Here is a 13145-nt window from a genome sequence, read left to right as displayed (position 1 = left end):
GCTGGCATGCCATTGTGTCATGGGGTGGGGTCCTGGGTCGGTGTCAGTCAGGGTCGTCCTGTCCGTGGGAGAGGAACGAGGTGAGGTAACGGGCGACTGCGCGGACGGATGCCATGGCCACTGCATAATCCATGTGGGTGGGACCGATGGAGCCCACGAAGGCGATTGGCCCGTCCCCGTCCATCGTGCTGCCATACCCGGTGCTGATGACTGCGGCGTGCAGCAGTCCGGGCGTCTTGGTCTCCGATCCGATGGCGACGCCGACGTCGTCGCTCCTGGAGGAGGCGGCGGCACTGACCGCACTCATGAGGTGCGCCAACGCACCGCGTTCCTCCAAGGTGTCGAACAGGGGCGCAAGGTCCGCTGCCGAGGAGCGCTGCCGTGCCAGGGAGGACATGCCGGACATGAAGAGATCATCGGCGTGTTCCTCATCGGCGAGGTCCTCGAAGGCGCCTGAGAGGATCGAGACGAATTGCGCCAGGTCACTGTCATGCAACGGGACGGCACGGATGGCCTCGGCGGTGTCGTGCAGTGTCATGGTGGCGCACCGGGTGTTGATCGCGGAGCAAAGAGTGGCCAACTCGTCGGACTGCGGCAGGGACGGCATGGAGATGATGTGTTGCGCCACCCGGCCTGTGTCGGTGACGACCACGGCCAGTACGGCATGCGATGAGGCAGTGATGAGTTCGAGATGCCGGAGCCGTGACCTGGGGAGTGCGGGGGCGGTCACGACGGCCACCTGTCCAGTGCAGTGCGATACGGCGCGTGCTGCACGCTGTAGGGCGTCCTGGAGGCTGACCGCGCCATCGAGCAGGCGCGGCAATGTCGCATTTCCGGTGGCACGCAGCGATTCGTTCCCGCCGAGCGTGTCCACGAAATAGCGGTATGCCGACTCGGTGGGGATGCGCCCGGCCGATGTATGCGGCTGGTCCAGGTAGCCTTCCTGCTCCAGGGCGCTCATGTCCTTGCGGATGGTGGCCGAGCTCACGCCGAAGTCGTGGTGGCCGATGAGCGTGGCCGAGCCGACGGGTTCCTGGGTATGGATGTAGTCCTCGACGACGGCGCGCAATACCTGCATGCGACGTGTCTGGGTCATGGTTCGAAGCCTCCTTCATGACTGCGCGCGAGGGCATGACGTCCGTTGGGGTCCCCGTACGCGGAACGCATATGAAGAATATGGACCCATTGTATAAGCACTCTTGGTCATGGAGTGCTAGTCTCTCACTGTCAGCAAATTTCCCCATGCACGGCCATGGCGGCAGGCACATGATGGGGCGCCCCGTATGGCCGGTGGAAGGCAATGGGCGGCGAACACGCCAAACGCGAATCGCCTCGTCGTTTGCGGCGGCTAGTATGTAAGGGCAATGTGAAGGGCATGGAATCGGGCGGCACCAAGCCGCGACGGCCACGCCCGAAGTATTGGAAGGAAAGTTGATCACCTATGACCGATAACACCTGGTCTGAACTGGACGAGCGCGCCATCAAGATGGCGAAGGTCCTGTCCGCCGACGCCGTGCAGAAGGCCGGCCACGGACATCCCGGTTCGCCTGTTTCCCTGGCTCCGATCGCCTACACGCTCTACCAGCGTTTCATCAAGCACGACCCGAACGATCCCGACTGGGCCGGTCGTGACCGCTTCATCCTCTCCGGCGGCCATGCCTCCCTCACCCAGTACGTGCAGCTGTACTTCTCCGGTTATGGGGTGACGCTCGACGATCTCAAGTACTTCCGCGGCGGCAAGGACACCCGCACGCCGGGCCACCCGGAAGTGGGCCTGACCCCGGGCATCGAAATGACCACCGGCCCCCTGGGCCAGGGCCTGGCCTCCGCAGTGGGCTTCGCATACGGTCAGCGTTTCGAGCGCGGCCTACTCGACCCCGACACCGAGGCCGGCAAGTCCCCCTTCGACCACAAGGTGTGGGTCATCTGCGGTGAAGGCGACGTCGAGGAAGGCGTCTCCTCCGAGGCTTCCTCCCTGGCAGGCAACCAGGAACTCGGCAACCTTTTCGTGATCTTCGACGCGAACCACATCCAGATCGAGGGCGAGACCAAGATCGCCTTCGCCGAGGACGTGCTCAAGCGCTACGAAGCCTACGGCTGGTACACCGACGAGTTCAGCTTCATCCAGCCCGACGGCTCCTACAAGGAGGACATCGAGGGCCTGGCCAAGGTCATCGAGAAGGCCGAGCAGGTCACCGACAAGCCGCACTTCATCAAGGTCGACACCCTGATTGCATGGCCGACCCCGGGCAAGACCAACGATCCGTCCTCCCATGGCTCCGCCCTGGGCGAGGAAGCCGTCGCCGGTCTCAAGAAGCTGCTCGGCTTCGACCCGGTCAAGACCTTCGAGGTGGATGAGGAAGCCCTCGCCCACGCCCGTGAGGTCGCACAACGCGGCGCCAAGGCCCATGCCGAGTGGGACGCCGCCTTCGACCAGTGGAAGGCCGCCAATCCGGACAAGGCCGCCCTGTACGAGCGCATCAAGTCGGGCAAGCTGCCCGAGGGCTTCGACCAGGCCATCGACGAGCTCGAGGCTTCCTTCGAGGTCGGCGCCAAGGTCGCCACCCGCAAGGCCTCCGGCAACGTCATCAACGCCATCGCCCCGGTCATGCCCGAGCTGTGGGGCGGTTCCGCCGACCTCGGTGGCTCCAACAACACCAACATCAAGGGTGCCCAGTCCTTCGCCCCGGCGAAGTACGCCACCACCCAGTGGCCGGACTGCTCGCCCTATGGCCGCCAGCTGCACTTCGGCGTGCGCGAGTTCGCCTCCGGCTGCATCACCAACGGTATCCTGCTGGGCTCCGACACCCGACCGTTCTCCGGCACCTTCTTCCAGTTCGCCGACTATGAGCGTGCAGCTGTGCGTCTGGCCGCCCTCATGGAGATTCCGAACCTGTTCATCTGGACCCATGATTCCGTGGCGCTGGGCGAGGATGGCCCGACCCACCAGCCGGTCGAGCACCTCGATTCCTTCCGCGCCATCCCGCAATTCGAGGTCGTGCGCCCTGCCGACCAGTGGGAGACCGCCGAGGCGTACCGTGCCTTCTTCGAGAAGGACAACACCCTGCCAGCAGCCCTCGTGCTGACCCGCCAGGGTGTCCCGACCCTCGCCGAGACCGCCGACAAGGCCAAGGACGGCGTGAAGAAGGGTGGCTACATCCTCGTCGACACCGAAGGCACCCCGGACGTGATCATCATGGCCACCGGTTCCGAGGTCCAGTGGGCAGTCGAGGCTGCCAAGACACTGGCCGGCGAAGGCATCAAGGCCCGCGTCGTCTCCATGGTCTGCATGGAGTGGTTCGAGGAGCAGGACGACGAGTACAAGGAGTCCGTGCTTCCCGCCTCCGTCAAGGCCCGCGTCTCCGTCGAGGCCGGCATTGCCACCCCGTGGTACAAGTACCTCGGCACCTATGGCAAGCCTGTCTCCATCGAGCAGTTCGGCCTGCAGGGCGATGGCGCGCAGAACATGATTGACCTCGGCATCACCGCCGAGCATGTGGTGGAAGCCGCCAAGGACTCCATCGAAGCTGCACGCTGAACCAAACCATGAGGGGGCGGGTCTGCCCAATCGTGAGGCCCGCCCCCTCCCCTGCCGCCAACACCGGCCCGTATTTTTCATCCAACAATCAAGTAGGAGAAACAAACAATGACTGAAGCTACCCAGAAGATTTCTGACGCTGGCGTGTCGATCTGGCTGGACGACCTGTCCCGCACCCGCATCACCTCCGGCAACCTGGAAGAGCTCATCAAGAACGACAACGTGGTCGGCGTGACCACCAACCCCTCCATCTTCCAGAAGGCCCTGAGCCAGGTCGGTCCGTACGACGAGCAGCTCAAGGAACTGGGCAAGGTCGACGTGGAGACCGCCATCCGCGAGCTCACCACCACCGACGTGCGCAACGCCTGCGACATCTTCAAGGATGTTGCCGAGGATTCCGACTACGTCAACGGCCGTGTCTCCATCGAGGTCGATCCCCGTCTGGCCCATGAGACGGAAGCCACCGAGAAGCAGGCCGTCGAGCTCTGGGAGAAGGTCAACCGCCCGAACGCCATGATCAAGATCCCGGCGACCCTCGAGGGCCTGCCGGCCATCACCGCCACCCTGGCCAAGGGCATCTCGGTGAACGTCACCCTGATCTTCTCGCTCGAGCGCTACGAACAGGTCATCGACGCCTTCATCGAGGGCATCGCCCAGGCTGCCGCCAACGGCCATGACCTGGAGCACATCGCCTCCGTGGCCTCCTTCTTCGTCTCCCGCGTGGATACCGCAGTCGACAAGCAGCTCGAGGAAATCGGTTCCGAGAAGGCCAAGGGCCTCATGGGCCAGGCGGCCGTCGCCAACGCCCGTCTCGCATACGAGCTCTTCGAGAAGAAGTTTGCCGAGGATCCGCGCTGGGCCGACCTCGAGGCCAAGGGCGCCAAGAAGCAGCGTCCGCTGTGGGCTTCCACCGGCACCAAGAACGCCGCCTACTCCGACACCAAGTATGTCGACGAGCTCGTGGCCAAGGATGTCGTCAACACGATGCCTGAGAAGACCCTCATGGCCGTCGCCGATCACGGTGACGCCACGCTGGGCATCATCTCCGGCAACTACGACGAGGCCCATGACGTCATGGACGAGCTGGCCGAGGTCGGCATCAACTTCAAGGATGTCACCGACAAGCTTGAGGCCGACGGCGTCGCCGCCTTCATCAAGTCCTGGGATTCGGTGCTCGAGGATGTCCAGTCCGGCATCGACCGCGTGAACGGCTGAGTGGAGTCCACCTTGTCATCCGGATCATCCCGTGAACGATGACGCATGAAGGGAGGGGCGCGATCCTTGCGGATTGCGCCCCTCCCTTCATGCTTGCGACGGGACCGGTGCGAAGCCATCTCCCGGTCACACGGGAAGTGGCTTACTGACGGTAGTAGCCGAAGAAGTGCTGCATCTTGCCTACGGCATCCTTGAGCACCTCGACTCGCGGGAGGTACACTACGCGGAAGTGGTCAGGTGCATGCCAGTTGAAGCCTGTCCCCTGCACGATCAGCAGTTTCTCGTTGTGCAGGAGGTCGACGGCAAACTGTTCGTCGTCGGTGATGTGGAAGCGCTTGGTGTCGATCTTCGGGAAGATGTAGAACGCGGCCTTCGGCTTGACGGCGGTGATGCCGGGAATCGAATTGAGTGCCTCATAGATGTATTCGCGCTGTTCGTAGATGCGGCCGCCGGGGACGATGTAGTCCTTGACGCTTTGGTGTCCGCCAAGCGCCGTCTGCACGATGGCTTGCGCCGGCACGTTCGAGCAGATGCGCATGTTGGTGAGCATGTCAAGCCCTTCGATGTAGTCCCTGGCCAAGGCCTTGTTGCCTGACAGGATCATCCATCCGATGCGGAAGCCGGCGATCATATGCGACTTGGACAGGCCGCTGTAGGTGACGCAGAACAGATCGGGGGCCAAGGATGCGATGGACGTATGCTCCAAGCCGTCCATGACGAGCCGGTCGTAGATTTCGTCGGAGAAGATGATGAGCTGGTGCTCACGGGCAATCTGGACGATCTCCTCCAGGACTTCCTTCGGATAGAGCGCCCCGGTGGGATTGTTGGGATTGATGATGACGATGGCCTTGGTGCGGTCGGTGATCTTGGAGCGCATGTCTTCGAGGTCCGGATACCAGTCTGACTGTTCGTCGCAGACGTAGTGGACCGGCTTGCCTCCTGCCAGCGTGACGCAGGCGGTCCAGAGCGGATAGTCGGGACTCGGCAGGAGCACTTCGTCCCCGTTGTCCAACAATGCGGACATGCTCAGGTTGATCAGTTCGCTCACCCCGTTGCCGGTGTAGATGTCCTCGATGCCGACATTGGGCAGTCCCTTGATCTGTGCATACTGCATGATGGCCTTGCGCGCGGAGAACAGGCCCTTGGATGCGGAGTAGCCTTCCGACTCGGTGAGTTGCTGTGCCATGTCGTAGATCACTTCGTCGGGGGTGCGGAACCCGAAAGGAGCCGGATTCCCGATGTTGAGCTTGAGCACGTGGGTGCCGGCTGCCTCCATGCGGGCTGCCTCCTGTACGACCGGTCCGCGGACGTCGTAGAGTACGTTGTCCAGTTTGGTGGATTTGCTGAAGGTCCTTGCCATGGGGTGTCCTTTGTCGTTGTCCTGGTTCACTGATGAGGGAATGTCCGTGAAGGATGGGTTCTGTACATCCGCGTTGAACCCCGGAGACGAGGATGCGGCCACAGTATCACTGACGGAAATTGAACTTTCGTCAAGTTCAACACTTTCCTCCAGCGGTTCAATGTTTGAAGTCGTTGAACTCTTGTTGTAGGAGGCAAGGCTGGGGACGTGTTCATTGATGGGAACGTCGTATCCCTCAAGCCATTGGACGTTCACGCCGAGCACGGCCGCCAGGAACGCCTCGATTTCCTCCCGCGGCCTGGTCTTGCCGCTGGCGTACTGGCTGATGTGGCTCTTCCCCAGCTTGATACCGTGGTCCTGTGCCGCGTGGACGAAGTCGATTTGCTTGATGCCGCGCAGTTCCATGGCCTCGTTGAGCCTGTCCGCAAACGATGCTGTCATGAGGTGCTCCCTGTCCTTGGTTCAACACAACGGGGTTCATTGTAGCAGGATGATTGGACTTTCTGGGTTCAAAGCCGGTATGCCGACACGGTTCAATCTTGAACTTTTGTAAATGAGTTCAACATGGTTCAACGCGAAGAGAGTATAGAGACAGAGAGTTCAACATGGTTCATGTTAAGGTCCTTGCCTTGTTGAACTTTCGATGCTGTCGGTATGGCATCAGTTCAATATGTGGGCATTGATCCATCGGGCGACGCCATCGTCATTGTTGCTCGGGGCGATGGCGTCGGCGATGTCCAGGACCGTTGGGTCGGCGTTGCTCACGGCGACTCCGGTCCCCGCGAACTGCATCATACCGATGTCGATGGTGTCGTCGCCGAAGGCGACGAGGTCGTCGGGCTGCACTCCCCAATTGCGGCACAGGAGTTGGGCGGCATGCTCCTTGTTGGCATGCGGATGCATGAGCATCCACATGCGTCCCTCGGAGACGTGGACGGTGAAATCGTCCGGGATGAGGGGACGGATGGCTTCGGCCTGCTCTGCGCTGTCCGGGAAGATGATGATCTTGTCGGCGGTGCCTTGGGGAACGTCGGTGAAGTCGGAGGGACGCCAAGTCTGGGTGGTCCAGTATTTCGTGACGTCGAAATTGGTGTACCGTACATCGTCCATGACGATGCCGATCTCCACGTTGCCGATTGACTCGGTGATGCGACGGCAGAGGGCTGCCGCCTTGTCCGAGTCGAAGCCGATCTTGCGCAGGTGTCCTGCGGCGTGGTCGTTGACGCCGGTCAACGATGCAAAGTCGGAATGTGCGGGATCGAAATCCACGAGTGCCCCGTTGAGGTAGATGCATGCGTCGGCATGTAGTTGGTTCACCATGGACAATCCGGTGCTCACTGGACGTGCGGTTGCGATGGCGAGCCTGATGCCTGCCTGGTGCAGCCGGTCGACGGTATCGATGGTGTACGTGGACAGTGCACGCTGTTCGAAGGTGGGTGCGTCGTGCAGCATGGTGCCGTCTAGGTCGGCGATGACCACCGGTCGGTTCATGGATGGTTCCCTCTCCCTCGTGCCTGGGATATGGACAATGCGCATATGGAAAACCCATGGATTCCCGACGACCGGGGTCCATGGGTTTGCGGTGGGTTGTGGCCCTCAGACCAGGTTGAACTTGGTGAACAGGCCGAGTGCGACGATGATGGCGACCCATACCAAGGCAATGATCACCGTCCACCGGTTCAGGTTCTTTTCCGCGACACCGGAGGATCCGGCGTTCTGCGTGAGGCCACCACCGAACATGTCGGACAGGCCGCCGCCCTTGCCCTTGTGCATCAGGATGAGCAGGGTCAGGATCAGGGACAGCACGACCAGCACGATCTGCAGAATCAGCTTTACTACTGCGATAGCGGACACTAGGGAACCTCCAGAACTTGTTTTTCCTCGTACTACCATAGCGTATGGCGTTGAGAAAGTCCCGTCATTTTTGTGAAGATGTGATGGCCAATGTCTCCATGCAGATCTTGGTGAGCTCGTCGACGTGGAGTGCGGCGCCTCCGATGAGGAATCCGTCGACGTCCGGTTCCTCGATGAGTTCGATGGCATTGCGGGAGGTGACCGATCCGCCATAGAGGACGCGCACGGTCCCGGCGACCTGGCCGTCGAAGGTGGCGCGGAGGTCTTCACGGAAGGCACGGGCGGCGTCCTGCGCGGACTGCGGGGTGGCGACCAGTCCGGTTCCGATGGCCCATACCGGTTCGTAGGCGATGATGAGCCGGGTGGCTTCCGCGTCGGAAAGGTCTCGGGTTACGTCGTGCACCTGCCCCACCGCGAAGTCAAGTTCGATGCCCTTGCGTCGTTCTTCCAGGCTTTCGCCCACGCACAGGATGGGTTGCATGCCGGCTGCGAGCACTGCCCGGACCTGGTCCACGATGTTGGCATCGTCTTCGGGATGGTACTTCCTGCGTTCGGAATGGCCGACGATGACGTAGCTGCAGCCGAGGCGGGCGATCATGTCCGCGGAGACATCGCCCGTGAAGGCGCCTTGGGAGGTGACGGACACGGTCTGTGCACCGTACCGTATCTTCAGGTTGTCGGATTCCACCAGTACCTGCATGGACCTGAGCGAGGTGAAGGAAGGGAAGAGCGCCACCTCGCACTTGGCGAAGTCGAAGCGACGTGCTCGAAGGTCACGTGCGAAACGCTGGACGAACGCGGTCGCCTCGAGATGGTCGAAATTCATCTTCCAATTGCCCGCAACCATGGGTATGCGTGACGATGCCATACGGAAAGTCCCTAGGATAGGTGGAATGTGGCGTGGCCGCGTGCGGATCGGTCCGCACACGGCCATACGAGGGGGATCAGTCCAGGACCTTCAGTCCGGGAAGTTCCTTGCCCTCGAGGAACTCGAGGGATGCGCCGCCGCCGGTGGAGATGTGCGAGAAACCGTCCTCCGGGAACCCGAGGTTGCGCACCGCGGATGCGGAATCGCCGCCGCCCACGATGGTGAACGCACCTTCGGCGGTGGCATCGACCAGGGCCTGGGCCACGGCGCGGGTGCCCGCGGCGAACTGCGGCACCTCGAACACGCCCATCGGTCCGTTCCAGACCACGGTCTTGGAATCCACGATCTTGTCGTGGAAGAGCTTGCAGGACTCGGGGCCGATGTCGAGGCCCATCTCGCCGGACGGCATCTGGTCTGCCGGCACGACCTTCGGGTCGATCGGGGTGTCGCCTGCGGGGAAGCCCTTGTTGACGACGATGTCCACGGGGAGCACGAGCTCGACGCCGTTCTTCGCCGAGGTCTCGATGTAGCCCTTGACCTTGTCGATTTGGTCTTCCTCGAGCAGGGAGGTGCCGACCTCATAGCCCTTGGCCTTGAGGAAGGTGAACACCATGCCGCCGCCGATGACGAGACGGTCGGCCTTGTCGAGCAGGTTCTCGATGACGCCCAGCTTGTCGGAGACCTTGGAACCGCCGAGCACGACGGTGAAGGGGCGTTCCGGGTTCTCGGTGGCGCGCGACAGGGCGCTGACTTCCTTCTCGACCAGGAGACCGGCCGCTGCGGTAAGGTCGGCGGCCACGTCGTAGTTGGAGCCCTGGGCGCGGTGGACAACACCGAAACCGTCGGAGACGAAGACATCGCCAAGGGCGGCGATCTTCTTGGCGTAGGCGGCGCGTTCGGCCTCGTCCTTGCTGGTCTCCTCCGGGTTGAAGCGCACGTTCTCGAGAAGCACCACGTCGCCGTCCTGCATGGCAGCGACCTTGGCCTGGGCGTCGGGACCGTAGGTGTCCTCGGCGAGCACCACGTCGCAACCGAGCAGTTCGCTCAGACGCTTGGCGACCGGGGCGAGGGAGAGTTCGGGGACGACCTTGCCCTTCGGGCGGCCGAGGTGGGCCATGAGGATGACCTTGGCGCCGTCCTTGCGCAGCTGCTCGATGGTGGGCAGTGCTGCCTTGATGCGGCCGTCGTCGGTGATGGTCGTACCGTCGAGCGGGACGTTGAAGTCGGCGCGCACCAGCACGCGCTTGCCCTTGAGGTCTCCCAGATCCTTGAGTGTCTTCATCGCATTGATCCTTTCTCGGAACCCGGCATGATCCACGGGTCCCCTGGCTTGTTGATCCGCCACTTACGCATCTTACAGCACGAGGCTACATTCCCCGTGCCTGTTCACTTGGCGGCTTGGCCGCCCTGTTTGTTGACCTTCTCCGCGAGTTGGAGCAGGCGACGTATGCGTCCTGCCACGGCATCCTTGGTGATGGGCGGGTCGGCGAGGTGTCCCAGTTCCTCGAGGCTGGCATCGACGTGGTCGAGGCGCAGCTGCCCTGCGGCCTTGAGGTTCGGGGGGATGTCGTCGCCGAGGATGTCGAACGCCCTGCGGACCTTCTCACAGGCTTCGGCAGCGGCCTTGGCACTGCGTCGCATGTTGGCGTCGTCGAAGTTGGCGAGACGGTTCGCCTTGCTCCGGGTCTCGCCGTCCGAACGCTTGCCGGTCCATTCGCGTGCCGAACGGGGCGCGCCCATGAGGTTGAGCATGCGCTCGATGGCGTCGGGATCCTGCAGGGTGACGCGCTTGGAGCTGCGTACTTGGCGTGGATGCGCGCTGATGCCGAGCCGGCGTGCAGCGGCGACCAGGGCAAGTGCCGCCTCGTTGGAGGGGCACACGATCTCCAGGTAGCTGGCGTTGCCTGGTTCGGACAGTCCGCCGTGCGCAAGGAAGGCGCCGCGCCAGATGGTCTTGACCTGGGCTATGTTGCCGTTGGCCAGTTCGGGCGGAAGTCCAGGCACCGGCTGGTGGCGCTGTCGGTCGAGGAGCCCTGTCTGCAGGGCGAGGGCCACTCCCCCGCGTTCGACGATGACCACGTAGCGGCGTACGTTGCCATGCGGTGTAGCATGGTCGACCGTCCGTACCAGGGCCTCGTGCCCGTAGAGGTGGAGGATGGCGTCCTGCAGCCATTGGGCGGCGTCGAGGGAATCGAACTGCGCCTGCACGATGATGTTGCGTTGGACCTTGCGCAGTCCGCCGCCGAAACGGAGCATGGCCGTCACTTGTGCTTTCTGGGCAGCGGGCATCTCCCCGTCAATGCCGGACAGTTCGCTTTTGACTTCATCGAGAAGAGCCAAAGGATCCTCCTGTTCATGCTCGTGCTCGTGACGGAAAACCGGCGTGTCGCGACGGGCCTCCGCCAATCCGTGATACCGAACATCGTGGACATCACGGGGTGGATGATTGGGTGCGGCGAATCATGCGCCACGGCTTGTCGGTCAGGCCTGGCGGTCAAGTTCCCGTGCGGAGACGCTGACTGAGAGGCCGTGGGCGCGCAGGCGCGAGGCGAGGGCTTCGCTCATGGCCACCGAACGGTGCTGTCCGCCGGTGCATCCGATGGCGATGGTCACATAGTGCTTGTCTTCCTGGGCGTATCCGCGGATGGCGATGCGGATGGCCTGTTCGTAGGCATCGAGGAAGTCGCTGGCGCCCTGGCTGGAGAGGACGTAGTCGCTGACGGGACTGTCCAGCCCGTTGAGCTCACGCAGTTCCGGCACCCAGAAGGGATTGGGCAGGAACCGTACGTCCGCCACGAAGTCGGCGTCGATGGGGATGCCGTATTTGAATCCGAAGCTGAAGATGTGCACGGAGACGGTGGTCGGTCCCGACCCCATGAGCGCGTTGTAGAGTTTCGTGGACAGCTGGTGGATGCTCAGGTGCGAGGTGTCGATGACGATGTCTGCGCGTTCCTCGAGGTTCGCCAGCAGTTCGCGTTCCTCCCGGATGCCGTCGATGAGCCGGTTGCCGTGCTGGAGCGGGTGCGGGCGGCGTACGGACTCGTACCGCTTGACGAGCACGTCGTCGTCGGCGTCGAGGAAGAGGATCCGGGTACGCACGCCCAGGTCGTCCAGGTGGGACAGGACGGCGTTGAGGTCGGCGAAGTAGTCGCGGCTGCGTACGTCGATGACGGCGGCGAGTTTGTGCACGCCGGAAGGGTTGGAGGTCATCATGTCGACCATGGGGACCATGAGTTGTGGCGGCATGTTGTCCACCACGTACCATCCCATGTCCTCGATGCTGTGTGCGGCATGGGAGCGTCCGGCTCCGCTCATGCCGGTGATGAGCATGACCTCGAAGCCTTCGGCGGGTGCACTGGCATGGTTGCTTTCATCGGTCATCTACAGTGCCTCCTTCAATGCCTGGGCCATGGCCTCCTCCAGCGCATGGTCCCGTGGGTCGTTGCCGTGGGTGTCGTAGTGCGGCCCCTGTGCGCGGCCGGTCATCAGCATCACCTGGGCTACTGCCTGATACAGTAGCATCCATTCGCCACCGATCGCGGTTCCTCCCTGGGCGCGCCATGCCTGCATGAGCGGAGTGGGCCTGGGGTCGTACACCACGTCAAGCAGGGTACCGTGCACGTGCATGCCCAGCCGGCGCAGTCGTGCCGCCGTCTGGTCGGCGCCGCCGGCGGGGATGGTGTTGACGGCGAGGTCTGCATGGGCGCACGCTTCGGGCGCATTCTCCAGGGGAATCACATCGACAGCTAGGCCATGGCGCCGCCCCAGCAAGGACAGTTGCGGGTTGCGGTCCGGATGGCGTGCGACGACACTCACCATATCCACGCAGCCCAGGGATGCATAGGCGGCCATGGCGCTGGCTGCGGTGTTCCCGTTGCCCAGGATCAGGCCATGCAATCCAGTGCCCTCCACCGCGCCGCACTGTTCGAAGGCGCGGGCGATGCCGTAGACATCCGTGTTGTACAGGGACGTACCGGAGCCTTCGTGCCGCCAGTCGAAGACTGCGGTGTTGGCCACGCCCAGTTCACGTGCCCACAGGTTGCGGGGGGTTCCGTAGGGGATGATGCTGCGCTTGAGCGGCATCGTCAGGCTCAGGCCGACCCATTGTCCGTTCAGGTGCTGCAGGAATGCGTCGAGGCGCTCCTCGTCGACCTCCGCCTTGCCGTACTCCCATCCGTCCAGGCCCAGGAAACGGTAGGCGGCCTGATGCAGTACCGGAGAGAGGGAGTGGCCGATGGGGCTGCCGAGGACGGCTGCATGGTGCCGTGGTGCCATGGACCTCAGGATCCTTTCACGAAGTGACAGTGCCG

At 63.0% G+C, this 13145-nt stretch carries 11 protein-coding genes; 2 read left to right on the top strand and 9 right to left on the bottom strand.

Annotated features, from left to right (window positions below):
- Positions 1 to 43 precede the first annotated feature (43 nt).
- Positions 44 to 1096 carry a heat-inducible transcriptional repressor HrcA gene (hrcA, locus tag BCUN_RS02485; protein ID WP_033516381.1) on the bottom strand — a complete coding sequence of 351 codons (1053 nt, stop codon included), beginning with the start codon at positions 1094 to 1096 and terminating at the stop codon, positions 44 to 46.
- Between the two features lie 345 nt (positions 1097 to 1441).
- On the opposite strand from hrcA, the gene tkt reads away from it, so the two are divergent.
- Complete coding sequence (gene tkt / locus BCUN_RS02480) at positions 1442 to 3538, top strand: transketolase (RefSeq protein ID WP_033516382.1); 2097 nt, start codon at positions 1442 to 1444, stop codon at positions 3536 to 3538.
- Positions 3539 to 3646: 108 nt separating this feature from the next.
- Positions 3647 to 4753: a transaldolase gene (gene tal / locus BCUN_RS02475; RefSeq protein ID WP_033516383.1), complete on the top strand. Its 1107-nt coding sequence runs from the start codon at positions 3647 to 3649 to the stop codon at positions 4751 to 4753.
- Positions 4754 to 4895: 142 nt separating this feature from the next.
- On the opposite strand, the gene BCUN_RS02470 is transcribed toward tal, so the two are convergent.
- The 8 genes from BCUN_RS02470 to BCUN_RS02435 all read right to left on the bottom strand — a co-directional run bounded on the left by BCUN_RS02470 (position 4896) and on the right by BCUN_RS02435 (position 13110).
- Positions 4896 to 6554 (bottom strand): aminotransferase class I/II-fold pyridoxal phosphate-dependent enzyme, encoded by a 1659-nt coding sequence (locus tag BCUN_RS02470; protein ID WP_238552289.1) that lies wholly within the window; start codon positions 6552 to 6554, stop codon positions 4896 to 4898.
- Positions 6555 to 6773: 219 nt separating this feature from the next.
- Entirely contained in the window at positions 6774 to 7604 is an 831-nt protein-coding gene (locus BCUN_RS02465; protein WP_033516384.1) for an HAD-IIB family hydrolase, read from the bottom strand.
- Between the two features lie 105 nt (positions 7605 to 7709).
- Positions 7710 to 7958 carry a preprotein translocase subunit SecG gene (gene secG / locus BCUN_RS02460; RefSeq protein WP_033516392.1) on the bottom strand — a complete coding sequence of 83 codons (249 nt, stop codon included), beginning with the start codon at positions 7956 to 7958 and terminating at the stop codon, positions 7710 to 7712.
- 73 nt (positions 7959 to 8031) lie between these two features.
- The gene (tpiA, locus tag BCUN_RS02455; RefSeq protein WP_033516385.1) at positions 8032 to 8835 is read right to left on the bottom strand and encodes a triose-phosphate isomerase; all 804 of its coding nucleotides are present in this window, start codon (positions 8833 to 8835) and stop codon (positions 8032 to 8034) included.
- Between the two features lie 76 nt (positions 8836 to 8911).
- The gene (locus BCUN_RS02450) at positions 8912 to 10117 is read right to left on the bottom strand and encodes a phosphoglycerate kinase (RefSeq protein ID WP_033516386.1); all 1206 of its coding nucleotides are present in this window, start codon (positions 10115 to 10117) and stop codon (positions 8912 to 8914) included.
- Between the two features lie 104 nt (positions 10118 to 10221).
- A complete protein-coding gene (whiA, locus tag BCUN_RS02445) occupies positions 10222 to 11175 on the bottom strand; it encodes a DNA-binding protein WhiA (protein ID WP_033516387.1) in 954 nt (317 codons plus the stop codon).
- A gap of 141 nt (positions 11176 to 11316) precedes the next feature.
- Positions 11317 to 12216 carry an RNase adapter RapZ gene (gene rapZ / locus BCUN_RS02440; protein ID WP_033516388.1) on the bottom strand — a complete coding sequence of 300 codons (900 nt, stop codon included), beginning with the start codon at positions 12214 to 12216 and terminating at the stop codon, positions 11317 to 11319.
- Positions 12217 to 13110, bottom strand: coding sequence for a shikimate dehydrogenase (locus tag BCUN_RS02435; protein ID WP_033516389.1), 894 nt, complete (start codon positions 13108 to 13110; stop codon positions 12217 to 12219). It lies immediately after the preceding gene.
- Positions 13111 to 13145: the final 35 nt, after the last annotated feature.

The sequence above is a fragment of the Bifidobacterium cuniculi genome, from assembly GCF_000741575.1.
GTDB lineage: Bacteria > Actinomycetota > Actinomycetes > Actinomycetales > Bifidobacteriaceae > Bifidobacterium > Bifidobacterium cuniculi.
This window is presented reverse-complemented; position numbering and strand designations above follow the sequence as displayed.